General features: G+C 66.3%; 23 protein-coding genes. 11 read left to right on the forward strand and 12 right to left on the reverse strand.

The window, feature by feature from the left end; translation table 11 throughout:
* The first annotated feature begins 5 nt into the window (after positions 1–5).
* Both secG and PV761_RS16890 read left to right on the forward strand, forming a co-directional pair.
* Positions 6–263, forward strand: coding sequence for a preprotein translocase subunit SecG (secG, locus tag PV761_RS16885; RefSeq protein ID WP_028269298.1), 258 nt, complete (start codon positions 6–8; stop codon positions 261–263).
* A gap of 151 nt (positions 264–414) precedes the next feature.
* On the forward strand, positions 415–792 hold the full coding sequence (locus PV761_RS16890) for an RNA polymerase-binding protein RbpA (RefSeq protein ID WP_028269297.1): 378 nt from the start codon (positions 415–417) through the stop codon (positions 790–792).
* On the opposite strand, the gene pgl is transcribed toward PV761_RS16890, so the two are convergent.
* The 6 genes from pgl to tkt form a co-directional block, all read right to left on the reverse strand.
* Positions 763–1,581: a 6-phosphogluconolactonase gene (pgl, locus tag PV761_RS16895; RefSeq protein ID WP_347898490.1), complete on the reverse strand. Its 819-nt coding sequence runs from the start codon at positions 1,579–1,581 to the stop codon at positions 763–765. The two genes, PV761_RS16890 and pgl, sit on opposite strands and share 30 nt — an antisense overlap.
* Positions 1,571–2,512: a glucose-6-phosphate dehydrogenase assembly protein OpcA gene (locus PV761_RS16900; protein ID WP_028269295.1), complete on the reverse strand. Its 942-nt coding sequence runs from the start codon at positions 2,510–2,512 to the stop codon at positions 1,571–1,573. Before PV761_RS16900 ends, pgl begins: the two co-directional genes overlap by 11 nt.
* The gene (gene zwf, locus PV761_RS16905; RefSeq protein ID WP_028269294.1) at positions 2,509–4,071 is read right to left on the reverse strand and encodes a glucose-6-phosphate dehydrogenase; all 1,563 of its coding nucleotides are present in this window, start codon (positions 4,069–4,071) and stop codon (positions 2,509–2,511) included. The genes PV761_RS16900 and zwf overlap by 4 nt, the downstream gene beginning before the upstream one ends.
* Before the next feature lie 15 nt (positions 4,072–4,086).
* Positions 4,087–5,724, reverse strand: coding sequence for a glucose-6-phosphate isomerase (locus PV761_RS16910; RefSeq protein WP_028269293.1), 1,638 nt, complete (start codon positions 5,722–5,724; stop codon positions 4,087–4,089).
* Between the two features lie 6 nt (positions 5,725–5,730).
* On the reverse strand, positions 5,731–6,846 hold the full coding sequence (tal, locus tag PV761_RS16915) for a transaldolase (RefSeq protein WP_347898493.1): 1,116 nt from the start codon (positions 6,844–6,846) through the stop codon (positions 5,731–5,733).
* 64 nt (positions 6,847–6,910) lie between these two features.
* Complete coding sequence (tkt, locus tag PV761_RS16920) at positions 6,911–9,028, reverse strand: transketolase (RefSeq protein WP_028269291.1); 2,118 nt, start codon at positions 9,026–9,028, stop codon at positions 6,911–6,913.
* Positions 9,029–9,465: 437 nt separating this feature from the next.
* Here tkt and PV761_RS16925 point away from each other — a divergent pair, with 437 nt between their 5' ends.
* The gene (locus PV761_RS16925) at positions 9,466–10,425 is read left to right on the forward strand and encodes a heme o synthase (protein ID WP_028269290.1); all 960 of its coding nucleotides are present in this window, start codon (positions 9,466–9,468) and stop codon (positions 10,423–10,425) included.
* Between the two features lie 318 nt (positions 10,426–10,743).
* Here PV761_RS16925 and PV761_RS16930 read toward each other — a convergent pair whose 3' ends face one another.
* Genes PV761_RS16930 through PV761_RS16940 form a run of 3 tightly spaced genes read right to left on the reverse strand, consistent with a single transcriptional unit; the run spans position 10,744 to position 13,419 of the window.
* Positions 10,744–11,688, reverse strand: coding sequence for a COX15/CtaA family protein (locus tag PV761_RS16930; protein WP_028269289.1), 945 nt, complete (start codon positions 11,686–11,688; stop codon positions 10,744–10,746).
* Positions 11,689–11,695: 7 nt separating this feature from the next.
* Positions 11,696–12,454: an ABC transporter permease gene (locus PV761_RS16935; RefSeq protein ID WP_028269288.1), complete on the reverse strand. Its 759-nt coding sequence runs from the start codon at positions 12,452–12,454 to the stop codon at positions 11,696–11,698.
* Positions 12,451–13,419 (reverse strand): ABC transporter ATP-binding protein, encoded by a 969-nt coding sequence (locus PV761_RS16940; protein ID WP_347898496.1) that lies wholly within the window; start codon positions 13,417–13,419, stop codon positions 12,451–12,453. The genes PV761_RS16935 and PV761_RS16940 overlap by 4 nt, the downstream gene beginning before the upstream one ends.
* A 114-nt stretch (positions 13,420–13,533) precedes the next feature.
* On the opposite strand from PV761_RS16940, the gene PV761_RS16945 reads away from it, so the two are divergent.
* From PV761_RS16945 to PV761_RS16970, 6 genes are read left to right on the forward strand one after another with little or no spacing between them, the layout of a single operon-like run.
* Positions 13,534–14,400: a helix-turn-helix domain-containing protein gene (locus tag PV761_RS16945; RefSeq protein ID WP_347898498.1), complete on the forward strand. Its 867-nt coding sequence runs from the start codon at positions 13,534–13,536 to the stop codon at positions 14,398–14,400.
* A complete protein-coding gene (sufB, locus tag PV761_RS16950) occupies positions 14,400–15,863 on the forward strand; it encodes a Fe-S cluster assembly protein SufB (RefSeq protein WP_028269285.1) in 1,464 nt (487 codons plus the stop codon). Before PV761_RS16945 ends, sufB begins: the two co-directional genes overlap by 1 nt.
* Complete coding sequence (gene sufD, locus PV761_RS16955; RefSeq protein WP_347898500.1) at positions 15,863–17,113, forward strand: Fe-S cluster assembly protein SufD; 1,251 nt, start codon at positions 15,863–15,865, stop codon at positions 17,111–17,113. The genes sufB and sufD overlap by 1 nt, the downstream gene beginning before the upstream one ends.
* A gap of 19 nt (positions 17,114–17,132) precedes the next feature.
* The gene (locus PV761_RS16960) at positions 17,133–17,489 is read left to right on the forward strand and encodes a non-heme iron oxygenase ferredoxin subunit (RefSeq protein ID WP_347898502.1); all 357 of its coding nucleotides are present in this window, start codon (positions 17,133–17,135) and stop codon (positions 17,487–17,489) included.
* A gap of 43 nt (positions 17,490–17,532) precedes the next feature.
* On the forward strand, positions 17,533–18,330 hold the full coding sequence (sufC, locus tag PV761_RS16965) for a Fe-S cluster assembly ATPase SufC (protein WP_028269282.1): 798 nt from the start codon (positions 17,533–17,535) through the stop codon (positions 18,328–18,330).
* Between the two features lie 13 nt (positions 18,331–18,343).
* Entirely contained in the window at positions 18,344–18,676 is a 333-nt protein-coding gene (locus tag PV761_RS16970; RefSeq protein ID WP_028269281.1) for a metal-sulfur cluster assembly factor, read from the forward strand.
* Between the two features lie 88 nt (positions 18,677–18,764).
* Here PV761_RS16970 and PV761_RS16975 read toward each other — a convergent pair whose 3' ends face one another.
* On the reverse strand, positions 18,765–19,646 hold the full coding sequence (locus tag PV761_RS16975) for a neutral zinc metallopeptidase (protein ID WP_028269280.1): 882 nt from the start codon (positions 19,644–19,646) through the stop codon (positions 18,765–18,767).
* 60 nt (positions 19,647–19,706) lie between these two features.
* Here PV761_RS16975 and PV761_RS16980 point away from each other — a divergent pair, with 60 nt between their 5' ends.
* Positions 19,707–21,101: an AMP-binding protein gene (locus PV761_RS16980; protein ID WP_347898505.1), complete on the forward strand. Its 1,395-nt coding sequence runs from the start codon at positions 19,707–19,709 to the stop codon at positions 21,099–21,101.
* A 16-nt stretch (positions 21,102–21,117) separates the two neighbouring features.
* The gene (locus PV761_RS16985) at positions 21,118–22,341 is read left to right on the forward strand and encodes a thiolase family protein (RefSeq protein WP_347898526.1); all 1,224 of its coding nucleotides are present in this window, start codon (positions 21,118–21,120) and stop codon (positions 22,339–22,341) included.
* A gap of 42 nt (positions 22,342–22,383) precedes the next feature.
* On the opposite strand, the gene PV761_RS16990 is transcribed toward PV761_RS16985, so the two are convergent.
* Together PV761_RS16990 and PV761_RS16995 are read right to left on the reverse strand one after the other, a co-directional pair.
* Positions 22,384–23,073, reverse strand: coding sequence for an energy-coupling factor transporter transmembrane protein EcfT (locus PV761_RS16990; RefSeq protein WP_347898507.1), 690 nt, complete (start codon positions 23,071–23,073; stop codon positions 22,384–22,386).
* Positions 23,070–23,822 carry an ABC transporter ATP-binding protein gene (locus tag PV761_RS16995; protein WP_347898509.1) on the reverse strand — a complete coding sequence of 251 codons (753 nt, stop codon included), beginning with the start codon at positions 23,820–23,822 and terminating at the stop codon, positions 23,070–23,072. The genes PV761_RS16990 and PV761_RS16995 overlap by 4 nt, the downstream gene beginning before the upstream one ends.

The raw sequence follows: 23,822 nt of genomic DNA on the forward strand, positions 1-23,822 counted from the left end.
CCGTCGTGGACGTTCTTCATGTCATTCTGCAGATCCTCCTGGGCATCACCAGCCTCCTGCTGACGCTGCTCATCCTGCTCCACAAGGGACGGGGCGGCGGTCTGTCGGACATGTTCGGCGGCGGCATGAGCTCTGGCCTGAGTTCGTCCGGCGTGGCCGAGCGCAACCTCAACAGGTTCACGATCATCCTCGGGGTCACCTGGGGCGTTGTTATTATCGCGCTCGGCCTGCTGATGCGCTTCTCCGGCGGCGGCGACTCCTAGCAGCCGCTTTTCCGGACGAAATCGGGACCGGGAATTTTCAAGGAATTTACACATTCCCGGTACTAACGGCCCTGCCGCCGTCGGGAACTCCGAATTACACTGTGGCTGTTGGTGTCCAAATACCGGTCAGTCGAGTAGCCAGGAGTTCCCGATGGTGCATGCTGCTTCAGGGTTCCGGGGAACCCGTGTGGGGGCGTCCGAGGGGTCGGCCCCCAAAATTCAGCCAAACGACGTCGTCGGTGAACGCTTGCCGCGTATTCGTGTTTCCTATTGGTGCGCCAAGGGACACGAGACGCGGCCAGTTTTCATTAAGCTCCCGGAAGACCAGATACCGGCGGTCTGGGACTGCCGCCGCTGCGGAGGCCTGGCATCGCGGGACGAGACCCGGGTCGAGCTCCCGCATCATGCGGAGGAGGGCTACAAGAGCCACCTCGAGTACGTTAAAGAGCGGCGCTCCAGCCAGGACGCCGAAGACGTGCTGGCTGGAGCGCTGGAGCGGCTAAGAGCCCGCGGGACCTTTACGGACTAGCTGTTCGGGAACCCTTGCGGCTGCATTCTCATCGATCAGCCACAGTGTCTGTGACCGTCCGGCCGGCCCTGCCGCCGGAACCTGAACCGGGTTGGCGCCGGCCAGGGCGAGCCCGACGGCGCCGGCCTTGTCCTCGCCTGCAACAACCATCCAGACTTCGCTGGCCGTGTTGATGGCACGGAGGGTCAAGGAAATCCGTTCGGGCGGCGGTTTCGGCGAATTCCGGACCCCCACAACCGTGAGTTCCTTTTCCCTGATGCCTGCCTGCTCAGGGAACAACGAAGCCACGTGGGCATCCGGCCCCACACCAAGAAGGACCACGTCGAACCGGGGAAGTGCCCCCGGGTTCTCGGGACGGTCATCGGACATGTCCGCAGCATGCTCCGCCGCGGCTGCCTCGGCAAGGCGGCGCGCATAGTCACCGGCAGCCTCCTCCGGCGAGGCGAAGTCGTCCGTTGAACCCGGTTCGTGCACCCGTTCCGGGTCAACCGCTATGCGGGACAGCAGGGCCTCACGGGCCTGGAGCGTGTTCCGGTCGTTGTCGGTGCCGCCGACGAATCGCTCGTCGCCCCACCAGAAATTCACCTTGGACCAGTTCACGGCCGGGGCCGCCGCGGAGTCGGCCACCGCCTTGAGCGTTCCGATCCCCACAGTGCCGCCTGTAAGCACCACCGTCGCCTCACCGTGTTTGTCCTGGACGTCCACGAGCTTGGTGATGAGCCGCGCTGCGATGGCCGCCATCAATACGGATGAGTCGGGGTGGATGCTTACTCTGGGATCAGCGCTCACTGGGACGGACACTCCTTAGATTTGTACGGGGCAGTCCAATAGTAATCACTTCACCGAACACTTCGTCGGGATCCAGGCGGCGGAGTTCTTCGGCGAGGCAGTCCCGCAGGCTGCGGCGCGGCAGCGAGATGCGCTGCGCGGGCTGGCCCGGCTGGGTCAGTTCCGCTACGGACAGGCCGGGTCGGAAGAGCTGGACGTCGCCGCTGGCGCGGCTGAGCCGGACGCGGCGGATCCCGGTTCCGGCGGGGTCGGCCACGATGGTCACGGGCGCGTCCAGGGCCAGTGTCAGCCAGGCTGCCAGCAGGAGGGTGCTGGGGGAGTCCGAGGCGCCCTCGACGGCGACGGCCGTCACGGGTGAGGAGTCCACCTGGTCCAGCACTGCCGCGAGCTGGATCCGCCAGTTGGTCAGGCGGGTCCAGGCGAGGTCGGTGTCGCCGGCCTTGTAGGTGTTGCGGATGTTATCGAGCGCCTTTTGCGGGTCCTCCTCGTTGGCCGAGTCGGTGATCCGGCGGTGCGCTATCCGGCCGATGGAGGTCTCACATGCGCTCTTCGGCGCACCGTGCGGCCACCAGGCCACGATCGGCGCGTCCGGGAGCAGCAGCGCCGCGACGAGGGATTCGCTTTCCTCGGCGAGCTCGCCGTATCCCCGCAGCACGATCACTTCGGAGGCACCGGCGTCGCCGCCCACCCGGATCTGCGCGTCCAGGCGTGTCGGGGCCTGGGCGCCGGCGTCGGCGAGGACGATGATCCGGCAGGGGTGTTCCCGGCTGGCTTCGTTGGCCGCTTCGATGGCCTCCTCTTCGAGCCCGGACTTGGTGACGACCACGAGGGTCAGCACCCGTCCGAGCGCGATCACGCCGCCCTGCTCGCGCAGGGACATGATCTTCTTGGAGATGGCTGAGGTTGTTGTATCGGGAAGATCTACGATCATGGCCTTCTCCAGGTTCGTCCGTCACGGGCCAGCAGCTCATCGGCCGAGGCGGGCCCCCAGCTTCCGGGGGCGTAGGGCTCGGGCTGTTCACCCAGGCTGGCCCAGTACTCTTCAAAGGGATCCAGGATCTTCCAGGACAGTTCCACTTCCTGGTGCCGCGGGAACAGCGGCGGCTCACCGAGAAGCACGTCCAGGATCAGCCGCTCATAGGCTTCCGGGGACGATTCGGTGAACGAGTGGCCGTAGCCGAAGTCCATCGTCACGTCGCGGACTTCCATCTGCGTGCCCGGGACCTTGGACCCGAAACGGATCGTTGCGCCCTCATCGGGTTGGACCCGGATCACCACGGCATTCTGGCCGAAGTCATCCTCCCCGTGGTCGCGGAAGAGCAGGTTGGGGGCGCGCTTGAATACGACGGCGATTTCCGTCACCCGGCGTCCCAGGCGTTTGCCGGCACGCAGGTAGAACGGCACCCCGGCCCAGCGCCGGGTGTGGATGTCCACCCGGACCGCGGCATAGGTTTCCGTCGTGGAGTCGGCGGGAATGCCTTCCTCCTCCAGGTACCCGAGCACCTGCTCCCCGCCCTGCCAGCCGCCGGCGAACTGCCCGCGCGCCGAGTGCGTGGACAGGTCGTCCGGGAGCTTGACCGCGGCCAGGACCTTTTCCTTCTCGGCCCGCAGGTCATCGGCGTTGAAGGAAATGGGTTCCTCCATCGCCGTGAGCGCCAGGAGCTGGAGCAGGTGGTTCTGGATGACGTCGCGGGCCGCGCCCACACCGTCGTAGTACCCGGCCCGGCCCCCGGTGCCGATGTCCTCGGCCATGGTGATCTGGACATGGTCCACGTAGTTCGCGTTCCACAACGGTTCGAACAGCTGGTTAGCGAAACGCAGCGCCAGGATGTTCTGGACCGTTTCCTTGCCCAGGTAGTGATCGATCCGGAACACCGCATCCGGCGGGAACACGGACTCCACGATGTCGTTCAGCTGCCGGGCCGACTCGAGGTCGTGCCCGAACGGCTTTTCGATCACCACCCGCCGCCACTTATCACCCTCGGCCTGCGCCAGGCCATGCTTGGACAGCTGCCGGCAAACCTGCTCGAACGCCTTCGGCGGGATCGAGAGGTAGAACGCGTGGTTCCCCCGCGTTCCGCGCTGCTCGTCAAGTTCATCGATCGTGTCGCCGAGCCGCTCAAAGGCGTCATCGTCGTCGAACTCGCCCTGGACAAACCGGATGCCCTCCGACAGCTGGTTCCAGACCGCTTCGTCAAACGGGGTCCTGGCATAGGCCATCACGGCCGCCTTGACCTCGGCGGCGAAGTCCTCGTTCTCCCACTGCCGCCGGGCAAAGCCCACCAGGGCAAAACTCGGCGGCAACAACCCCCGGTTCGCCAGGTCATACACGGCAGGCATGAGCTTCTTGCGGGCGAGGTCGCCGGTCACTCCGAAGAGGACCAGCGAGGAGGGCCCGGCAATGCGGTTAAGCCGGCGGTCCCGCGGGTCCCTCAGCGGGTTGCGGCCCCGCCCAGCAGATTTCCTGCTGCCGATTTCAGTTTCTGGCATGGTTGCTTCGGTGCCTTAGCTTTCAGTGTGGGATGCTGCCTGGCCGGCGAGCTCTGAAACAATGTCCTGCAGCTGCTTGACGCCGGCAGCGCGGTCCGTGAGGTGCAGGCGGAGGACGGGACGGCCGTGTTCGGTGAGAACCTGGGCGTCGCCGGCGGCCTGCGCCGAGATCAGTTCACCGAACGTGAACGGCCGCTCCGGGATGGACAGGTCCGTGGGGGAGTCGGCAGTTACCTGCAGGAACACGCCGATGGCGGGTCCGCCCTTGTGGAACTGGCCGGTGGAGTGGAGGAAGCGAGGGCCCCAGCCGAACGTCACCGGACGCCCGGTGGCTGCCGCGAGCTGGTCGCGGACCCCTTCGAACGGGGCGTATGCGAGCCGGTCGAAGTACGCCTGGACGCTGAGGTAGCTGTCGTCGGCAAGCTGCGAGAGTAGTGCGGAGACGGCCGCGGACGCCGTGGAGGCGTCACCCAGCCAGTCGCCGCCGCGGACCTCGATGGCGCCGTCGACGAAATTGGCGGGGGTCGGCTCGGGCTGTGCGTCCAGCAGGCCGCGGGCTGCAATCTTGGCGGCCTCCACGTCCGGCTGGTCGTACGGGTTGATGCCCAGAAGCCGGCCGGCCACCGCCGTGGCGAATTCCCACACCATCATCTGCGTGGCCAGGCCGCCGGCAATGGCAACCTCGTTTTCGCCGAGCTGCACGTCGTCGGCGTCGGCCGCGACCAGGCGCACCACCAGGATGTCAGCGGCACCCGAAGTGACCTCCGGTGCCGACGGACCGGCCACGACGGGCAGGACGCCGGTGCCGAGCTTGCCGGTGGATTCGGCGATGAGCTGTTCTGCCCAGTCGGCGAAGCCGACGATGCCGGATCCGTCTTCCGCAATGACGATCTTGTTGCGCAGCGGGCTGGTGCCGCCAAGGGCCGCTCCCAGGGCGAGGCCGATGTTCTCGGGTGCGTCCTCATTGAGGATTTCGGCTGCCTCTTCGGCTTCATCCAGGAACGCCTGGATGTCCACTCCGGCCAGGCCGCAGGGGACCAGTCCGAAGGCGGTCAGTGCCGAGAAACGGCCGCCGACGTTGGGGTCGGCGTTGAAGACGGCGCGGTAGCCCGCCTCCCGTGAGGCCTTGTCCAACGGTGAGCCGGGATCGGTGACGATCACGATGCGGCTCTTGGCATCGATGCCGGCGTCGGTGAAGGCCTGCTCGAAGATCCGACGCTGGGAATCGGTCTCCACGGTGGATCCTGACTTGGACGAAACCACAATCGCGGTTTCGGCAAGGCGGTCCACCAATGCAGCACTGACCTGTTCCGGGTCGGTGCTGTCAAGCACAGTCAGCTCGACGCCAGCGGTGCCCGCGATGACCTCAGGTGCCAGCGAGGAGCCGCCCATGCCGCAAAGGACAATACGCGTTACGCCTTCGGCCTTCAGTGCATCGCGGAGTTCCAGGATGCCGCTGACCAGCGGCTGGGAGACGGTGGCCGCCTCCACCCAGCCCAGCCGGATAGCGGATTCCTGTTCGGCGTCCGGACCCCACAGGGTATGGTCCTTCGCGAAAATCCGGGTGGCAATGCGGTCTTCCAGCAGTGCTGGGAGGTGCTGCTCAAGTGCCTCGCGGGCTGCGCCGGTGGCGTCGTAGCTGAGTGTGCTCATGATGGGTTAGGAAGCCTTCCGTGCAGAGGCCAGGGCGCCTTCGACGTCACCCAGCAGTTCCTTCCAGCTGGCCACGAACTTGTCCAGGCCTTCCGACTCAAGCAGCGCCACGACCTCGTTGTAGGAGATTCCCAGTGCGTCGAGGGCGTTCAGCGTCGCATTTGCGTCGTCGTAGCCGCGGGTGACGGTGTCGCCGGTGACGACGCCGTGGTCAAAGGTGGCATCGAGGGTCTTCTCCGGCATGGTGTTGACCACGCCGGGTGCGACGAGCTCCGTGACGTAGAGGGTGTCCGGGTAGGCCGGGTCCTTTACGCCGGTGGAGGCCCACAGCGGACGCTGCGGCAGGGCGCCGGCTTCGGCCAGCAAGCCCCAGCGTTCGGTGGAGAAGAGCTCTTCGTAGACCTGGTAGGCCAGGCGGGCGTTGGCCAGTCCGGCCTTGCCCTTGAGGGCCTTGGCCTCGTCGGTGCCGACGGCGTCGAGGCGCTTGTCGATTTCGGCGTCCACGCGGGAGACGAAGAAGGACGCGACCGAGTGGATCTTGGAGAGGTCGTGGCCGTTGCCCTTGGCCTGCTCCAGGCCGGACTGGAAGGCGTTGATGACGGCGCGGTAGCGCTCCAGCGAGAAGATCAGGGTGACGTTGACGCTGATGCCCTCAGCCAGGGTGGCCGTGATGGCTTCGAGGCCTTCGAGGGTTGCCGGGATCTTGATCAGGACGTTGTCCTTGTTGACCTTCTTGTAGAGGTGCTTCGCTTCGGCGATGGTGCCGGCGGTGTCCCAGGCGAGGCGGGGGTCCACTTCGATGGACACGCGGCCGTCAACACCCTTGGTTGCGGCGGCGACGGGCGCGAACAGGTCGCAGGCGTCGGCAACGTCGGTGGTGGTGATTTCGAAGACGGTCTCTTCAACAGTGGCGCCGGCTGCTGCCTGGGCTGCGATCACGGTGTCGTAGTCGTGGCCGGTGGTGATGGCGGCGTGGAAGATCGACGGGTTGGTGGTGACGCCAACGACGTTCTTCTCTTCGATGAGCTTGCGAAGGGTGCCGGTCTGCAGGCGGCCGCGGGAGAGGTCGTCAAGCCAGATCGAGACGCCGGCGTCCGAGAGCTGCTGGGTGGGGGTAGTCATGTCATTAACTCCTGGAAATCATGGGTTCCGGGGGACCTGGGTCCCCCGGAACCGTGGTGTTGGATCAGTTGGCGAGACCTGCGAGGGATTCCTTCGCGGCGGCGGTGACTGCTTCGGCGGTGATGCCGAATTCCTGGAAGAGGCGCTTGTAGTCGGCGGAGGCGCCGAAGTGCTCGAGGCTGATGGAACGGCCGGCGTCGCCAACGAATTCCTTCCAGCCCAGGGCCAGCCCGGCTTCCACGGACACGCGTGCCTTGACGCCGGCCGGGAGGACGGCCTCGCGGTAGGCGGCGTCCTGCTTGTTGAACCACTCGACGCACGGCATCGACACCACGCGGGTGGGGATGCCTTCGGCCTGGAGGGCTTCGCGGGCGTTCACGGCCAGCTGGACCTCGGACCCGGTGCCGATCAGGATGACCTGGGCGTCCGCGGTCTTGCCGTCCTTGGACGCTTCGGCCAGGACGTAGCCGCCCTTGGCCACGCCGGTGACGGCACCGAAGGTGTCGCCTTCGGCGTCGCCTTCGCCGCGGGCGTAGGTGGGGATGTTCTGGCGGGTCAGGACGATGCCGGCCGGGTTCTCGTGGTTTTCGAGCATGACCTTCCAGGCTGCGGCGACCTCGTTGGCGTCACCGGGGCGGACAACGTCCAGGCCCGGAATGGCGCGCAGGGAGGCCAGCTGCTCCACCGGCTGGTGGGTGGGGCCGTCTTCGCCCAGGCCGATGGAGTCGTGCGTCCAGACGTACAGGGACGGGACACCCATCAGCGCGCCGAGGCGGATGGCCGGGCGCTGGTAGTCGGAGAAGATCAGGAAGGTGCCGGAGAACGCGCGGGTCTTCCCGTGGAGGGCGATGCCGTTCACGATCGAGGCCGCGGCGTGCTCACGGATGCCGAAGTGCAGGACCCGGCCGTAAGGGTTGCCCTTCCACGCATCAGTGGAGCGGGAGACCGGGATAAATGACGCCGAACCCTCGATGGTGGTGTTGTTGGACTCCGCGAGGTCGGCTGAACCGCCCCACAGTTCCGGCATGACCGGGCCGATCGCGTTCAGGACCTTGCCCGACGCGGCGCGGGTGGAGACATCCTTGCCGGCTTCGAACACCGGCAGGGCGCCGTCGAGCTCGACGGGCAGCTTGCGGGCCTCGACCCGTTCCAGAAGGGCTGCACCCTCCGGGTTCCCGGCCTGCCATGCTTCGAAGGAGTCCTGCCATTCGGCGCGGGCGGCTGCACCGCGGTCCACTACAGCGCGGGCGTGGGCCAGCACCTCCTGGTCAACCTCGAACGTCTTTGCGGGGTCAAAGCCCAGCACGTTCTTCAGTGCCGCGACTTCCTCGGCACCCAGGGCCGAGCCGTGGATCTTGCCGGTGTTCTGTTTCTTCGGGGCCGGGTAGCCGATGATGGTGCGCAGCGACACGATCGAGGGCTTGGAGGTCTCTGCCTTCGCGGCGATCAGGGCGGCGTACAGTTCCTGCACGTCTTCCTTGTATTCGCCGGTCTTGGTCCAGTCCACACGCTGGACGTGCCAGCCGTAGGACTCGTAGCGCTTGAGGACGTCCTCGGTGAAGGCGACGTCGGTGTCGTCTTCGATGGAGATGTGGTTCTCGTCGTAAACAACAACAAGGTTGCCGAGTTCCTGGTGGCCGGCCAGCGAGGAAGCCTCGGAGGTCACGCCTTCCTGGAGGTCGCCGTCGGACGCAATGACCCAGATGGTGTGGTCGAACGGGGACTCGCCGGCGGGAGCGTCGGCGTCGAACAGGCCGCGTTGGCGGCGCTGGGAGTATGCGAACCCGACCGAGGAGGCCAGGCCCTGGCCCAGCGGGCCGGTGGTGATCTCCACACCGGCGGTGTGCTTGTACTCCGGGTGCCCCGGTGTCAGCGAACCCCAGGTGCGCAGCGCCTTCAGGTCATCGAGTTCCAGGCCGTAGCCGGAGAGGAACAGCTGGATGTACAGCGTCAGTGACGTGTGGCCGGGAGAGAGGATGAACCGGTCGCGGCCGATCCAGTCCGGGTTCTTCGGGTCATGGCGCATCAGCTTCTGGAAGAGAAGGTACGCGGCCGGTGCAAGGCTCATCGCGGTGCCGGGGTGGCCGTTCCCTACTTTTTCGACCGCATCCGCGGCCAGAATGCGGACCGTATCAACGGCTCGCTGGTCCAAACTGGTCCATGACAGTTCTTGCTCTTCCAAATGTGGCACGAAAACCGGGCCCCTCTCTGTGCTGACGGCAGGTGGTACGAACAGGCCGGAGCGGGGGCACGCATGTTGGTGCCCGCTGCGGTTAGTACCAGCCGTTCACCATTGAAACGTTGATCTTCATTCAGTCGCGTTCGAGATTCCGGGAATGCGCATTCCATTGGCATTCCTTGCGTGCTGATCTGCAGACAGCTTAGCCCCATTCCAAGGGCTGGTCAGCGTGTATCTCACTAAGTGGACTGATTTTCCTTATATGAATCACCGAGGGCGGCGGGCGCCGTGAGGATCGGTTAACCTGACGGAATCATGGGGGCTTTGGACGCCCGGGAGCCACGGTATGATATTCGGAGGCCACCGCCGGAGGGAGCGGGCCCGTTTTGGGCCGCCGCCGCTGCGAGAACCAGCCGGACTGAACAGCCAGACAGAACAGAGTGACTGCCACCGTGAGCACAACAGATACGCCGCTGAACGCCTCCCGGCTCCCCGGAAAGATCGGGATAGCCCGCAAAGCCAAGGCGTACCTGGCCCTCACGAAACCGCGGGTCATTGAACTGCTCCTCGTGAGCACGCTGCCTACCATGATCTACGCCGAGCGCGGATTCCCTTCCATCGGCCTGATCCTGGCCACGCTTGTCGGCGGTGCTTTCGCGGCAGGCAGTGCGGGCGCCTTCAACTGCTACCTCGACCGTGACATCGACAAGCTCATGCACCGGACCGAGAACCGCCCCCTCGTCACCGGAGAAGTGACTCCCCGCGAGGCGCTGGTGTTCTCCTGGCTGCTGGGGGCCGCCGCAATCGCGATCCTCTGGTTTGGCGCCAACCCGCTGTCGGCCTGGCTCGGCCTCGGGGCCATCGTCTTTTACGTGGTCATCTACACCATGATCCTTAAGCGCCGCACGGCCCAGAACATTGTCTGGGGCGGAGCAGCCGGATGCTTCCCGGTGCTGATTGCCTGGGCCGCCGTGACCAACACGGTCGAGTGGCCTGCCATCGTCCTGTTCATGGTGATCTTCCTCTGGACCCCGCCGCACTATTGGCCGCTGTCCATGCGCTACGGCGAGGACTACCGCAACGCCAATGTGCCGATGCTCGGAGCAATCGCCGGTGCAAAGGTCGTCTCGGTCCAGGTGGTCCTGTACGCGTGGGCCATGGTTGCCTGCTCGCTGCTGCTGGTTCCTGCAGGCGGGGCGGGCTGGGTCTATACCGTCACCGCCGTCGTCGCCGGCGCCTGGTTCCTGTACGAATCGCACGCCCTGTACAACCGGGCCCAGGGTGGCGACGTCTCCAACAAGGGAGCCATGAAGGTGTTCCACGGTTCCATCAGCTACCTGACCCTGCTCTTCATTGCACTGGCCGTGGACCCCTTCGTGGGTTCAGCCATCATGGGCTAGGTTTCTCTCCCACTTCCACTTCCCGCCGGTCAACCCCGGACCCTCTCTCACTACCTGCCGCTTTCTCCCGGACCCTCTCTCACCCCAAGGTGAGGGAGGGTTCTGTCGTCCGGCCATGAGTGCGAGAGGGTCGTCGAAAGGACCGCAGGAAGTGAGAGAGCGTCGCCGAAAGGACCGCAGGGAGTGAGCGAGCGTCGCCGGGTGCGGCGGGGCAAAGAGAAACACCCCGGTCCTTACGGTCCGGGGTGCTTCTCGGTGCTGTACTGCTGAGCGGGAGGCGTCTTATGTGACGGCCTCGTGCCGCAGCACCGCCAGTTCTTACTTGGCCGGGCTGAACCGTGCGATGTCCGCGGCGTTAGTGGCGGCGCTCATGAGCAGCGCGGCGCCCAGCATGTGGGCGCCCACCAGCAGGGCGGGAATGCCGTTGTAATACTGCGTGAAGCCGATGGCCGCCTGCAGCACAGTGACTCCGAGCAGCAGCAGCACTGCGGTGCGGAAGGGGCCTTGGATCCGGTCCCGGAACACAAGGAACACGCCGAACAGTGCTCCGGCGGTGACGAGATAGGCCGGCACAGCGTGGATGTGGGAGAAGAGGTCCCAGTCAAGGCCGTTCCTGGGCGCGTCCGCATCGCCCGCGTGCGGTCCGGCGCCCGTCACCACCACGCCAAGGGTCACGGCGACGGCGGAGAACAGGGCGACGGCGGCCATCACCGGACGTGCGGCTCCCGGGAGGGCGGGAAGTCCGACGGCGGGGAACCGTCCCGTACGGCCGTACACCCTGTTGACCAGCAGGGTGGCGATAACAACGAGGGCCATCGAGACCAGGAAGTGCAGGCCCACAACCCAGGGGTTGAGCTGGGTGAGAACCGTAATGCCGCCGATGACTGCCTGTGCCGGGATGCTGGCCAGCAGGCCCAGGGCCAGCAGGAACAGGTCCCGGCGCTCTTTGCGCAGGTTCCACAGGTACACCAGCATCAGGACTGCGATTGCGGCCAGGGCGAACGTCAGGAGCCGGTTTCCGAATTCGATGAAGCCGTGGATGCCCATCTCCGGCGTGTTGACCAGTGACACGTCAGTGCAGCGGGGCCAGGTGGGGCAGCCGAGTCCGGACGCGGTGAGGCGGACCGCGCCGCCGGTCACCACAAGCACCGTCTGCCCGATCAGTGACAGGACGGCCAGCCGTCGGACGGTCGAGTCGACCGTAACGGGGAGCTTGGACGTCATGCGTCCGAGGATTTGGGGGAGGCGCGATGCCGTACTCACGGTTTTCTCAATTCCACTTGAACCAACGGATGGCCGCTGCGCCGGCGATAGCCGTCCAAAGCAGCAGGATTAGGGTGGCGCCTCCATTGAAGGTGCCGGCGAGGAAAGCGTCCCTCAGGGCCTCGCCCAAGGCGCCGGAGGGCAGGAAGTGCACCAGTTCCCGGGCCGGGCCGGGCAACCGTTCGGCCGGCAGGACGATGCCGCCCAGGGCTCCGAGCAGGATCCACAGGAGGTTGGTGATGGCCAGCGTCGCCTCGGGCCGGACCGTACCTGCCACCAGCAGCCCCAGGGCTGTGAAGGCTGCCGCCCCCAGAACCAGGAGCACCAGCGCCGGGAGCCAGCCCGCCGTCGTCGGCTTCCAGCCGAGCACAAACGCCACCGCGCCCACCACCACTACCTGGAGGACCAGGACTGCCAGGACTGCCAGGATCTTGCCGGCGATCAGGCCCGTCCGGCCCAGGGGAGTGGTGGACAGGAAACGCAGCACCCCGTAGCGCCGGTCAAAGCCGGTGGAGATGCCCTGGCCGGTGAAGGCGGTGGACATGGCGCACAAAGCGAGGATGCCCGGCACCGCAACGTCAACCCGGGTGCCGCCCAGGCCGTCCAGCAACGGAGTGACGGTCAGGCCCACCAGGGCAAGCAGCGGCAGGACGACTGCAAGGATGAGTTGCTCGCCGTTCCGCAGCATCGTCAGCGCCTCGTACCTGCCCTGCAGCAGAATGCGGCGAAGAAGCGGGGCAGGAGCGCTGCCGAGGACCCGGCTCATCGGATCTCCCTTCCCGAAATATCCAAAAATACGTCTTCCAGGCTCCGTGCCTCCAGGCTCATGGACCCGGGCATGATGCCGTGCGCGGCCCACCAGGCTGTCAGCGCTGCCAGGTCTTCCGGTGTCAGCGCGCCGGTAGCGGCGTAGCTTCCCGCCCTGGTTTCGCGGACGTCGACGGCGGCGGGCAGCACGCCCGTGAAGTCCAGTCCGGGCCGGGCCTCGAAAAGCAGTGTGCGGACATGTTCCTGCGCGGCATCCGGGCTCAGGTTCCGCATCAGCAGCTGGGCCACTGTTCCTTCGGCCACGTTCCTGCCGGCGTCGATGATGTACACGTAATCAGCCAGGCGCTGGGCGTCGTCCATGAGGTGGGTCGTCAGGATGATTCCCATGCCGGCGTCCCGCAGCTCCGAAATCAGTTCGAAAACGAGCTGGCGGGACTGCGGATCCAGTCCTGCGCTTGGTTCGTCCAGGAAGAGGACTTCGGGGTTTCCCACCAGGGCCGCAGCCAGGGCAAGCCGCTGGCGCTGCCCGCCCGAAAGGCGCCGGACGGTGGTCCGGCTAAAGGTGTCAATGCCCAGCCGTCCGATCAGCTCATCGACAGGCCATGGATTCCGGTACATCCCGGCGATATGCTTCAGGAGCGGGATGGGACGGGCCGATGGCGGCAGCCCGCCGTCCTGCAGCATGACACCCACCCGGGAACGGAGTGACGCCCCTGCGGTGTCCGGGTCCTGGCCCAGCAGGGTGACCGTCCCGCCGGAACGTCGCTGCAGGCCCTGCGCACATTCGATGGTGGTGGTCTTGCCGGCACCGTTGGCCCCCAGCAGGGCAGTGACCTGCCCGGGTTCGGCGGCGAGGGAAACGCCGCTGACCACCCGGAGCATCTTGCCGTCAAGGGAGGCCAGCGGGCCAACGTCCTTAATGAGTCCCTTAATGGACAGGACGGGAGAATCGGGAGATCGCACCAAAGCATTCTACGGGATGTAGTAGGCGCACCACCCGACGGGATGTGACCGAAGGTCAGCCTCGCCTTACTAGTACGTGGGAGTAAATTACGACATGATTGTGTTGTGTATTCCATGAGCACTCGACTTTCTGCGCCCCGAACCGGGTCCGCCGCGCCAGGTGGCGCCGCCGGCCCGTTCCGGCCCGGGAGTTCTTCGCCCGCAGGCCGGCAGCCCGCCACGCCGCACACGCTGCCGGCGGACTCGGACGAACGCACCCGCGACCGCGTCCTGAATGCGGTGCTGGAGCACGGTCCGGTCAGCGCAGCTGAACTCGGCGACCTGCTCGGCTTCACTCCCGCGGCCGTCCGCCGCCACCTGGACCACCTCTCCCGCAGCGGTGTCATTGAAGTCAAGCGTGTGGCGAAGGCAGGGGCCGGCGCTGGACGCCCGGCGAGGCGCTACGTCCTGAGCACGCAGGGCCAGTCCACCCTCGGCGACGACTACCTCGACATTGCCGGCCTGGCCCTCCAGCGCCTGGGGGAAATCGCCGGACCCGACGCCGTTCGCGAGTTCGCCGTCGAGCGTTTTTCCGACATGGAGCGCCGCTACGCGCCGGAGATCGAGGCCGCCGGACCGGATATCACCGCACGGGCGCAAGCTCTTTCCGCCGCGTTGAGCCGCGACGGCTTCGTGGCCTCCGCGGCCTCCATCGAGGCCAAGGCGCCGCTCCCCGCTGCGCTCTCCAGCGTCCAGCTGTGCCAGGGGCATTGCCCCATCCAGCAGCTTGCCACCAAGTTCCCCGTGTTCTGCGACGTCGAAACCGAAGTGTTTTCCCGGCTCGTCGGCGTTGACGTACGGCGGCTGTCCACACTGGCACGTGGCGGACACGTCTGCACCACCCACATACCTACAGGCCGTCCGGCCAAGGGGCCTGCCGGCTCCGGACACACCACGGACAGCCTGGGCGAAGTATCCAACCATCTGCAAGAAAGGCCGTGATGACGGACCAACTATCAGAGAACAAGGTTGCTGAAACTACTGTGATTTCGGAGATTCTGGAGAAGAACCCCGAGCTCCACGGTATTGGCACCTATGAGTACGGCTGGGCCGACAAGAACGATGTCGGAGCCAACGCACGTCGTGGCATCAACGACGAAGTTGTCCGGGACATTTCGGCCAAGAAGAACGAGCCGGAGTGGATGCTGGATCTGCGTCTGAAGGGCCTGAAGTACTTCGACCGCAAGCCCATGCCCACCTGGGGTGCAGACCTCTCGGGCATCGACTTCGACAACATCAAGTACTTCGTGCGCTCCACCGAGAAGCAGGCCGCCACGTGGGAGGACCTCCCCGAGGACATCCGCAATACCTACGAGAAGCTGGGCATTCCGGAAGCCGAGCGCAGCCGCCTGGTTTCAGGCGTCGCAGCACAGTACGAGTCCGAAGTTGTGTACCACCAGATCCGCGAGGACCTGGAACAGCAGGGCGTCATCTTCCTGGACACGGACACCGCGCTGCGCGAGCACCCGGAGATCTTCCAGGAGTACTTCGGCACCATCATCCCGGTGGGCGACAACAAGTTCGCTTCGCTGAACACGGCTGTCTGGTCCGGCGGTTCCTTCGTGTACGTCCCCAAGGGCGTCCACGTGGACATCCCGCTGCAGGCTTACTTCCGCATCAACACGGAAAACATGGGCCAGTTCGAGCGCACCCTGATCATTGCCGACGAGGACTCCTACGTCCACTACATCGAAGGCTGCACCGCGCCGATCTACACCTCGGACTCGCTGCACTCCGCCGTGGTGGAAATCATCGTGAAGAAGGGCGCCCGCGTCCGCTACACCACCATCCAGAACTGGTCCACGAACGTGTACAACCTGGTCACCAAGCGCGCCATCTGCGAAGAGGGCGCCACCATGGAATGGATCGATGGCAACATCGGCTCCAAGGTGACCATGAAGTACCCGGCCGTCTACCTTGTGGGCGAGCACGCCAAGGGCGAAACCCTGTCCATCGCGTTCGCCGGCGAAGGCCAGCACCAGGACACGGGCTCGAAGATGGTGCACATCGCACCGAACACCAAGAGCTCCATCATCTCCAAGTCCGTGGCCCGCGGCGGCGGCCGTGCCGCTTACCGCGGCCTGGTCCAGGTCCGCGAAGGCGCCAAGCACTCGGCCAACACGGTCCGCTGCGACGCCCTCCTCGTGGACACGATCAGCCGGTCGGACACGTACCCGTACATCGACATCCGCGAAGATGACGTCCAGCTGGGCCACGAGGCAACTGTCTCGCGCGTTTCCGAAGAGCAGCTCTTCTACCTCATGTCCCGCGGCATGCGCGAAGACGAAGCCATGGCGATGATCGTGCGCGGCTTCATCGAGCCGATCGCCCGCGAGCTGCCGATGGAATACGCCCTCGAGCTGAACCGTCTCATTGAACTCCAGATGGAAGGATCCGTCGGTTAATGACTGCCGAAACTGTTACTGAAAAGGCCCGCATCGGGGCGCCTTCCATCGCAGGCTTCACCGAGGAAGGCGAGGGACTGGTCGCCGCCAAGGTGGACCACGGCCACAATCACGGCGTGACGGTGATGTCCTCCCGCGCCGAACGCCTCACGAGCTTCAATGTCGCCGACTTCCCGCTGCCCACGGGCCGCGAAGAAGAATGGCGCTTCAGCCCGGTCCGCGGGCTTGCCAACCTGCTCTCCGACACCGCGACGGATCTTGATCCCGCACCGGCCGCCGACTTCACGGTCGACGCGCCGGAAGTGTATGTCCGCACCCCGCTGGCTGCCGGGTCGGCACCGCGCGGAACCGTCCTGGTCCCCGCGGACCGTGCCGCCGCCGTCGCCTCCGCCAACACGGAGGAGGCGCTGCACGTCGTCATCCCCGCGGACGCCGAACCGGCCGAGCCGCTCCGCATCCTGGTCCACGGCCGGGGCGCCGGCCACCGCTCCAACGCACACTACGTGCTTGAAGCGGGCGCCAACTCCCGCAGCGTCGTGATCCTGGAGCACACCGGTGCCGCCGACCACAACGGCAACCTGGAAGTCATCGTCGGTGAAGGCGCCAAGCTCACCGTGATCTCGGTCCAGCTCTGGGAAGACGACGCCAAGCACCTCGCGCAGCACGACGCGCAGGTTGGCAAGGACGCTGTGTACAAGCACATCGCCGTGTCCCTGGGCGGATCCATCGTGCGCCTGAACTCCAACGTCCGATTCTCGGGCGAGGGCGCCGAGGCCGAGCTGCTGGGCCTCTACTTCGCCGACGCCGGACAGCACCTGGAGCACCGCTCGTTCGTGGACCACAACGTGGCCAACTGCAAGTCGAATGTGCTCTACAAGGGCGCCCTGCAGGGCAAGGACGCGCACACCGTATGGGTGGGCGATGTCCTGATCCAGAAGCAGGCCCTGGGCACCGACTCGTACGAGAAGAACCAGAACCTGATCCTGACGGACGGTTGCCGCGCGGACTCGGTTCCGAACCTGGAAATCGAGACGGGCCTTATCGAAGGTGCCGGGCACGCAAGCTCCACCGGGCGTTTCGACGATGAGCACCTGTTCTACCTCATGGCCCGCGGCATCCCCGAGGATGTTGCCCGCCGCCTGGTGGTCCGCGGGTTCCTCAACGAAATCATCCAGAAGATCAACGTTCCGGCACTCGAAGAGCGCCTGACCGAAGCTGTCGAGCGCGAGCTCGCCGCGAGCGAAAACTGAAACGGGCAGGCCGGAACGCATGAGTGAACAGCCCAAGGGTGAACTGGTATGCAATGCCAACGACATCCAGGTGAAACAGGCGCTGCGCATCCTGATCGACGACTACCCCATAGCGGTCGTCAAGGATTCGATGGGCGACATCCACGCCATCGGCGACACCTGCTCGCACGCGGACATCTCGCTGTCTGAAGGCGAGGTTGAAGGCTGCGCGATCGAGTGCTGGGGCCACGGCTCACAGTTCGACCTGCGGAACGGCCAGCCGCTTCAGCTTCCTGCCTACGATCCCGTGCCGGTCTTCGCCGTCGAGCTTCACGGTGACGACGTCTACGTGGACGTGACCAATGTTCTGAACGGCGCCACGGTCAACAACTACTGAGCGCCCGGCTTCACAAGACTTACGAACGAAAAGAAAGAAGAGCATGTCAACTCTTGAGATCAAGGACCTGCACGTCAGCATTGAGACCGAGCAGGGCACCAAGGAGATCCTGAAAGGCGTCAGCCTGACCATCAGGACCGGTGAGACGCACGCCATCATGGGCCCCAACGGTTCGGGCAAGTCCACCCTGGCGTCAACCATCGCCGGCCACCCGCGCTACAACGTCACCAGCGGTTCCATCACGCTGGACGGCGAAGACGTCCTGGCCATGTCCGTGGACGAGCGCGCCCGCGCCGGCGTCTTCCTGGCCATGCAGTACCCGGTGGAGGTTCCCGGTGTGAGCATGACCAACTTCCTCCGCACTGCCAAGACCGCCATCGACGGCGAAGCGCCCAAGCTGCGTACCTGGACCAAGGACGTCAAGGCCGCCATGCAGAAGCTGCGCATCGACGCCGACTTCACCCAGCGCAACGTCAACGAAGGCTTCTCCGGCGGCGAAAAGAAGCGAGTGGAGATCCTCCAGCTTGAGCTTTTCAAGCCGAAGTTCGCCGTGCTGGACGAGACCGACTCCGGCCTGGACGTCGACGCGCTGAAGGTCGTCTCCGAGGGCGTCAACCGCGCCCACGCAGAAGGCAACATGGGCACGCTGCTCATCACGCACTACACGCGGATCCTGCGCTACATCAAGCCTGAGTTCGTCCACGTTTTCGTCGACGGCCAGGTAGTCGAAGAAGGCGGCCCGGAACTTGCCGACCGCCTCGAAGAAGAGGGCTACGACCGTTACGCCAAGGGTGCCGGCGCAGCCACCATCTCTGCAGCCGACGCTGCAGTCCAGGGCTAGTTAGGACAACGCCATGACCGAAATCAAAGCGGCCCGTACGGGCCTCGAAGATGTCGAAGAGGCACTGAAGGACGTCATCGACCCCGAGCTCGGCGTCAACATTGTTGACCTGGGGCTGCTGTACGGCCTCAAGTACTCGGACGACGACGGCGCCCTGCTGATCGACATGACGCTCACCACGGCGGCGTGCCCGCTCACGGACGTCATCGAGGAGCAGGTCGGCAAGGCCCTCGACGGCGTCGTGGACGAATGGCGGCTGAACTGGGTGTGGATGCCGCCATGGGGTCCCGAGCGGATCACCGAAGACGGACGAGACCAGATGCGGGCCTTGGGCTTCAACATCTAACAACGGTTAAACCCCCCGTTAAATAACGACGGCGGCCGGTTACCTTCCCGGGGAAGGTAACCGGCCGCCGTCGCACTTTTCTGTTCAGCTAGAGCGCGGCGGCACTGAACGTATCGCACTGGTTGATGTCGCCGGTCTTGTAGCCCTGGTAGAACCATCTCTGCCGCTGTTCGCTGGAACCGTGGGTCCAGGCCTCCGGTGAAACGCGGCCGGTAGCTGCCTTTTGGATGCGGTCATCACCAACGGCGGAAGCCGCGGAGAGCGCATCATTCAGGTCCTGCTGGGTCAGCGGCTCAAGGAACGGCTGCCCGGTTTTGGGATCCTGCTGGGTGGTGGCGTGCCGGACCCAGAGTCCGGCGTAGCAGTCCGCCTGCAGTTCGACACGGACGGCACCCGATTCGGGACCCTGCGGATCCTGCTGGGCGCGGTCAAGGTTGCCCAGGATGTTCTGGACGTGGTGGCCGAACTCGTGCGCCACCACATACTCCTGGGCCAGCGGGCCGCCGGACGATCCGAAGCGGTCCACCAGGTCCTGGAAGAAGCCGGGATCGAAGTAGGCGGTGGTGTCAGCCGGGCAGTAGAACGGACCCACCTCGGAGGTTGCACCGCCGCAGCCGGTATCCGTGGCCTGGCTGAAGATCACCGTGGTGGGACGCGGGTACTCCGTCTTGTACTGCGCAAGGTACGCCGGCCAAAAAGCGTTGAGGCTGTTCACCGTGCCGGTGATGCGGCAGTCCAGCCGCGCGTCGGCGTCGGCGCCGGACTCGCAGGCCGGTGCACTTCCCGTGCTCTGCGGCTCCTGAACCGTCCCGGTCAGGCCTTCCAGCAGCTGGGGATTGATGCCCAGCAGTGCGGCCAGCAGCAGGATGATTCCGCCCCCGATGCCGCCGCCGATCTTGGTTCCGCGGCCCATGCCGCGGCGGTCCTGGACCTGCGACGGATCCAGCTGGACATTGTCGTTGAAACTCATATTGTCACAATAGCCGGAGCGGCCCGTTCCGGACCCGTGGACGCCGGTAAAGTTGATCCGATGCCTTTCCTCAACAGACTCCAACGCTGGGCCGACGACCGCCCCGACGACACCGCCGTCGTCGTGGCCGGCCGGCACCTCAGCTGGGCCGCCCTCCGGGACGCCGCCGCGGCGCGGGCAGCGGACACCGGCAAGGTGACCGTGCTTGCCGAGGCGAACTCGGTCGACTTCGCCGTGTCCTTCGCCGCCGCGGTGGCCGGCGACCGGCAATGTGCCGTCCTCGACCCCACCTGGCCGGAGCAGCTGCAGGCCGAGATCGTTGCCCGGCTGCACGCAGAACCCGGCACTCCTTCGTCGGCAGAGCTCCGGGACGGCAGCCCGGATTCAGTGTTCCTCATTGGCCTGACGTCCGGCACCACGTCGGTTCCCAAGGCGTTCACCCGGTCAAGGCGATCGTGGCAGCTCTCGTTCGACGCCTCCATCGAATTCTTCGGACTCACTCCACAGGACAAGACGCTCGCCCCGGGTCCGCTGGCGGCCAGCCTCAACCTGTATGCCCTGTCCGAGTGCCTCTACGCGGGCTCGGAATTCCACACGCTGGAATCCTTCGACGTCGGCGATGTGCACGCCGCCATCACCCATGACGGCATCACCCGGCTGGTCCTGGTGCCCACTATGCTCCGGCTGCTCAGTGAACGCGGGCTGGCCGGCGGCGTCGATGCTTCCGGCATCACGTCCATCATCTGCGCGGGGTCCAAGCTGGATGCCCGGACCCTGGAGGCCGCGCGGCGCTGGGCACCCAGGGCCACCATCTTCGAGTACTACGGCGCCTCAGAACTGAGCTTCGTTTCCGGGGTTGCGCTGCGCTCCGGCGCCCCGCTGGACGCGGGAGGAACGGGCATCGGGAAGCCCTTCCCCGGCGTCGAAGTCCGGATCATGGACGACGGCGGCGCCCCGCTTCCCGACGGCACGGACGGCAACATCTGCGTGCACAGCGGAATGGTCAGCAACGGCTACCTCTGGGGCGACGACGGGCAGGCGCTGCGCTGTTTCGACGGCTGGTACACGGTGGGGGACCAGGGGTACCTGCAGGACGGCGAGCTTCACATCCTGGGCCGCCGGGCGGACATGATCATCACGGCGGGAAAGAACGTCTACCCGCATGAGGTGGAACTGGCCCTCGCGTCCGTCCCCGGAGTGGCTGCCGCCGTCGCCTCGGGCATGCAGGACGATGTCCGCGGCCAACGCGTCGTGGCAGGCGTGGTCCCCTCCCATGGGGGCATCACGGCAACCCAGCTGAAGGCCGGCCTTGACGATGTCCTGCCCCGGGACAAACGGCCGTTGCAGTATTTCGCACTGACTGAACTGCCTGTGACGGACCGGGGGAAAGTCAGCAGGCAACTGCTGCTGGACTGGATTGAACGCGGAGACACAAGGGTCCGCCGCCTTGGCTGAGCCTGCTGCTGCGCAGATGCCCGCCGACGGCTTGCCGCCCGGACAGTTGCCGCCCGACCGCCAGCCGGTAGTCATCGCCGCCCTGCGGACTCCCATCCGCAGGGTCAACGGAGCGTTCAAGGATCTCAGGGCCCATGAGCTGCTGGCGCCCGTGCTTCGTGGCCTCCTCGACCGGACAGGCCTGCCGGCAGGCGCAGTGACGGACGTCGTGATCGGCAACGCGGTGGGAGGCGGCGGCAACGTTGCGCGCCTGGCTTCCCTGGAGGCGGGCCTGCCCGTCAGCGTACCGGGCGTCACCGTGGACCGGCAGTGCGGTTCCGGGCTCGACGCCATTGTCCTTGCAGCGCGGCTGGTGGCAGCCGGAGGCGGCGGCGCCTACCTTGCGGGCGGGGTCGAAAGCATCAGCACCGCTCCGCTCCGCGCGAACAGGGCCGCCGACGGCAGCCCCGAGTTCTTCCGCCGGGCGCAGTTCGTGCCCCTTAGTTACGGTGATCCGGACATGGGCGCCGCAGCGGACAATGTGGCTGCCGCTTTCGGCATCAGCCGCGACCGCCAGGACCGGTTTTCCCTGGAAAGCCACCGGCGCGCGCTGGCCGCAGCAGCGGCCGGCAGCTTCACCGGCGAGACGGTTCCGGTGCAGGCCGTGTCCGGAACCGTGGCGTCCGACGACGGCCCGCGGGCACGCCTGACGGCCGCCCTGATGTCCCGGTTCCCACCCGTTTTCGCCGAGGGCGGCACCGTCACCGCCGGTAACTCCTGTTTCGACGCGGACGCTGCCGCCGCCGTCGTTATTACTTCCGTGGAGCGCGCACGGGAACTCGGGGCAGCGGACGGACTCCTGGTGCTGGGCACCGATACCGCGGGCGTGGACCCCCGCGTTCTGGGCATGGGTGCAGCCGCGGCGGCCGGCCGCCTGCTGGCGCAGCAGGGTGTTACGGCCGCGGATATTGACCTGGTGGAATTCAATGAGGCTTTCGCGTCTCAGACCCTCGCGTGCCTGGCTGCCCTCGGTATCGACCCGGAGCGGGCCAACCTCGACGGCGGTGCGCTGGCCCTGGGCCATGCGTACGGAGCGTCGGGCGCCGTTCTGGTCACGAGGCTCCTGGCCCAGGCCCGGGAACGATCGCCCGCCGGCAGCCGGGCCGGCTCCCTGGCTCTGGCCATGATCAGCATTGCCGGGGGAATGGGCACCGCCGCCCTGTTCCGGTATGAACGGCTGGACGAGACCCGCCGCGAGTAACCCGCCGCCTGTAAGACAGGCCGCCGGCCGACGGGCCGGCGGCTAGCGTCGCCCGGCGTCGCCCGGCGTGCCGTTATGCTGCGTGCCCTCGTCTTCTTCGTTGTCGTCCTCCGGGCCGGGTTCGCCGAGGCCCCGGGCCGCAAGGGCGTCGCCCGTCTGGCGCGCATAGGCCACCGTGGTGATGAAGACCGGCAGCACTAGTGCCCGGGGGTTGCGTTCAAGTCCGCGGGCACGGGCTGAATCCCTGACGTCCGAGTAGGCTCCGGCGATGAACGGAATGCTGCGGAGCATAATCGCAATCGTCAGCGCGAACCGTTCGGGGTCCGCACCAAAACGCCGGAACGGGACCGCCAGGGAGACGACGCCGTCGAGCAGGCGCTGCATCGGCGTGGTGGCGGTAAGTATCGACGCGGCCACCACGCAGACCAGGACGTTCAGGACGATCCGCGCCGCAACCGGACCACCCAGTTGCCACCACTGGAACAACCCGATGGCCGCCAGCACCGGCAGGATGGGCCTGACTGCCCTGAACAGGCGTGCCGGTCCGGCACCGCTGGCGAGGAACGCCAGGCACATCAGGGCCAGCGCCCCCGCGGCAACCACCCAGTCCACCACCAGGAACGACGCCATGCCGCAACCCACCACCAGGAGGAACTTCAGCCAGAGGGGCGCCCGGTGGACCAGCGACGTACCCGGAACGTAATTGACCAGCAGGAATCCGTGGCCGCTCACGCGGACTCCGTAGTGTGTGGCCAGGGCGCGGCGCCCACCGGCGGCAGGCCGGCGGCGGACAGTGCCCGGTAGTGTTCGACGGCGGCGTCAGCACCGCCGTCGAACACCACCTGTCCTGATTCCACTACCAGGACACGGTCCATGTCCCTGGCCAGCTCGAGGTCGTGGGTGGACATCACGATCTGCTGGCTGAGGCCCGCGATGGTCCGGCGGAGGAGTTCGCGGTTCCGGAGGTCCAGGAGGGTGGACGGCTCGTCCAGCACCAGGACCGACGGCTCCACTGCCAGCACGGCAGCGAGGGCCATCAGCTGCCGTTCGCCGCCCGAAAGCTCGTAGATGCTCTGGTCCGCCAGGGCCAGCAGCCCGAAGCGGTTGAGGATCGCCGTGGCGGCGTCCCGGCGTTCCTTCGGGTTCCGGACGGAACGCCGCAGGGAGAGTTCCACGTCCTCCCGGCCGGTGGGCATCACCAGCTGGGAGAGCGGGTCCGTGAACACAAACCCGACCTTCCGGCGCACGGCGCGGACCGATCTGACGGTATCGTCGCCGTCAACCGTCACCGTTCCATGGCTCGGCGCGACCAGTCCGTTCAGGAGCCGCAGGAGGGTGGACTTCCCTGACCCGTTCGCGCCGATCACGCCGATCCGCTGTTCGGTGAGGTTCAGCGAGATTCCGTCCAGCAGCGTTTTCGGCTCAGGATGTCCGTCCACCGCCACCCGAACGTCGACTCCGTCCAGAAGAATGCTGCCCAT

Source organism: Arthrobacter sp. CC3, assembly GCF_039907775.1.
In the GTDB taxonomy this organism is placed as follows: domain Bacteria; phylum Actinomycetota; class Actinomycetes; order Actinomycetales; family Micrococcaceae; genus Arthrobacter.

Coding starts and splice junctions, on each gene's coding strand:
- PV761_RS16975 (WP_028269280.1), bottom strand. CDS start 19,646: ATGAGTTTCAACGACAATGTCCAGCTGGATCCGTCGCAGGTCCAGGAC.
- PV761_RS16890 (WP_028269297.1), top strand. CDS start 415: ATGGTGCATGCTGCTTCAGGGTTCCGGGGAACCCGTGTGGGGGCGTCC.
- sufB (WP_028269285.1), top strand. CDS start 14,400: ATGACGGACCAACTATCAGAGAACAAGGTTGCTGAAACTACTGTGATT.
- PV761_RS16910 (WP_028269293.1), bottom strand. CDS start 5,724: ATGAGCACACTCAGCTACGACGCCACCGGCGCAGCCCGCGAGGCACTT.
- PV761_RS16945 (WP_347898498.1), top strand. CDS start 13,534: ATGAGCACTCGACTTTCTGCGCCCCGAACCGGGTCCGCCGCGCCAGGT.
- PV761_RS16935 (WP_028269288.1), bottom strand. CDS start 12,454: ATGAGCCGGGTCCTCGGCAGCGCTCCTGCCCCGCTTCTTCGCCGCATT.
- PV761_RS16970 (WP_028269281.1), top strand. CDS start 18,344: ATGACCGAAATCAAAGCGGCCCGTACGGGCCTCGAAGATGTCGAAGAG.
- zwf (WP_028269294.1), bottom strand. CDS start 4,071: ATGCCAGAAACTGAAATCGGCAGCAGGAAATCTGCTGGGCGGGGCCGC.
- PV761_RS16900 (WP_028269295.1), bottom strand. CDS start 2,512: ATGATCGTAGATCTTCCCGATACAACAACCTCAGCCATCTCCAAGAAG.
- PV761_RS16980 (WP_347898505.1), top strand. CDS start 19,707: ATGCCTTTCCTCAACAGACTCCAACGCTGGGCCGACGACCGCCCCGAC.
- PV761_RS16995 (WP_347898509.1), bottom strand. CDS start 23,822: ATGGGCAGCATTCTTCTGGACGGAGTCGACGTTCGGGTGGCGGTGGAC.
- PV761_RS16960 (WP_347898502.1), top strand. CDS start 17,133: ATGAGTGAACAGCCCAAGGGTGAACTGGTATGCAATGCCAACGACATC.
- tal (WP_347898493.1), bottom strand. CDS start 6,846: ATGACTACCCCCACCCAGCAGCTCTCGGACGCCGGCGTCTCGATCTGG.
- sufD (WP_347898500.1), top strand. CDS start 15,863: ATGACTGCCGAAACTGTTACTGAAAAGGCCCGCATCGGGGCGCCTTCC.
- PV761_RS16985 (WP_347898526.1), top strand. CDS start 21,118: ATGCCCGCCGACGGCTTGCCGCCCGGACAGTTGCCGCCCGACCGCCAG.
- sufC (WP_028269282.1), top strand. CDS start 17,533: ATGTCAACTCTTGAGATCAAGGACCTGCACGTCAGCATTGAGACCGAG.